The organism is Methylobacterium sp. E-066, from assembly GCF_022829635.1.
GTDB lineage: Bacteria > Pseudomonadota > Alphaproteobacteria > Rhizobiales > Beijerinckiaceae > Methylobacterium.
This window is the reverse complement of sequence record NZ_JAKSYO010000062.1, coordinates 1-871: the sequence shown is the minus strand read 5'-3', so window position 1 is coordinate 871 and position 871 is coordinate 1. Positions and strand designations below refer to the sequence as shown.

General features: G+C 57.2%; 3 protein-coding genes. 1 reads left to right on the top strand and 2 read right to left on the bottom strand.

The features are described from left to right. Both MKL20_RS07005 and MKL20_RS07000 read right to left on the bottom strand, forming a co-directional pair. A partial coding sequence (locus MKL20_RS07005; RefSeq protein WP_409568124.1) for a transposase occupies nt 1–131 on the bottom strand: 131 nt, incomplete at its 3' end. Nucleotides 132–153: 22 nt separating this feature from the next. Beyond that, nucleotides 154–690 (bottom strand): hypothetical protein, encoded by a 537-nt coding sequence (locus MKL20_RS07000; protein ID WP_244036072.1) that lies wholly within the window; start codon nt 688–690, stop codon nt 154–156. A gap of 50 nt (nt 691–740) precedes the next feature. On the opposite strand from MKL20_RS07000, the gene MKL20_RS06995 reads away from it, so the two are divergent. Next, nucleotides 741–871, top strand: a 131-nt coding sequence (locus MKL20_RS06995) for a transposase (RefSeq protein ID WP_409568124.1), incomplete at its 3' end; no start/stop codon positions are given.

Sequence of the window (871 nt, the reverse complement as noted above, 5' to 3'; positions counted from 1 at the left end):
CCGTTGAACACCTCCCGCAGGTCGTGGTCACGCTGGCCCGAACTCTCCCGCAGCAGCGCCAGATACGGCGCAACCAGCGCCCATTCCTCATCGGACACGTCGGACGGATAGGCGCGGCGATCCAGGCTCATCAGCCAACAACGCGACACGAACCTAGCGGTTCATAACAGCCTCTAGGGGACGCCTAGCTTGGGGTGCCATTTTGACATGTCTGAAGTCCTGTTCTGCCGCGGCCTTGCCTTTCCGGTAATAGACTTGATCGAACTCGCTGATATTAGCTTTCACCCAGCGCCGAATTGTCATGCAATCTGGTGTATTCAAAGGTAAACGGCGCGTTTCATTCTTTTGCTCGATGCTGCGCTGGATGAAGCAAATGACATGGCTAAGTGGGGGACCGTTCCTGACCAGCCAATCCTCGCGCACCCTTTCAGCGATGATAGTCTCGACTTCTGGATCGAGGCGGAAACCCGACTGCCCTTTCTGATCGTCAAGCGGGACCAATGCTTGAAAAGCCTTTCCCGACTTGCGCCAGCGTCTATGCCACCCTCTTATTGAAGACCCGCTCCACCGCTCGAGCGGCACATCGTCGGGATTGCAGCCTTCGATCTCGATGATCCTCTCACGACGTTCAACTGCGACGCTCCGCGCGATATCGTCGTAGTCCTTAAGAATTTTTTTGTGAGTTCGCATCTCAAAGTACTTATCGCATGCCTGCTAGGTTCGTGTCGCTTTGTTGGCTGATGAGCCTGGATCGCCGCGCCTATCCGTCCGACGTGTCCGATGAGGAATGGGCGCTGGTTGCGCCGTATCTGGCGCTGCTGCGGGAGAGTTCGGGCCAGCGTGACCACGACCTGCGGGAGGTGTTCAACGG